Annotated in this window: 1 protein-coding gene; it reads left to right on the forward strand. The window is 61.9% G+C overall.

Annotation, left to right across the window (positions count from 1 at the left end):
* Positions 1-95: 95 nt before the first annotated feature.
* Positions 96-449, forward strand: a 354-nt coding sequence (locus ACTFO6_RS17705) for a thioredoxin domain-containing protein (protein ID WP_439935736.1), incomplete at its 3' end; no start/stop codon positions are given.

A 449-nucleotide genomic window follows, 5' to 3' on the forward strand; every position in this document is an offset into this window, starting at 1 on the left:
GCTCGGACCTTCGAACCCGAATCGCATCAGCCACCGGCAGACGCGGGCACGCCGCGTGACAATCGCCCATAAATGGGCTCAAAGGAGCAAAACCCATGAAAAAATTTTTTCTCGTGGTGCTGCTCGCCGCTGGTGTCGCGATCTCGGCGCACGCTGCCGAACCCGACCCGGCGCTCGTGGACGCCATCGTCCGTAAGCTCGAGAGCGAGGGCGTATTGGATCGTGCCGTGGAGCGGGCGCTCGCGCGTCTTATCAACCGCAAGGCGGAAGCCCAACAGCAACGACTGGCACAGCAGCAGGCTCAAGCGCGGGATCGCGCGAAAGCCATCCGGAAAGTCTCGCCCGCCCGAGACCACATCCGCGGAAATCTGGCGGCTGAGATCTCGTTGATCGAGTATTCGGACTTCGAGTGCCCGTTTTGTAGGAGATTCCACTCGTCCCCTAAGGCG

It is taken from the genome of Pelomicrobium sp. G1 (assembly GCF_051905455.1).
Taxonomy (GTDB): domain Bacteria; phylum Pseudomonadota; class Gammaproteobacteria; order Burkholderiales; family UBA6910; genus Pelomicrobium.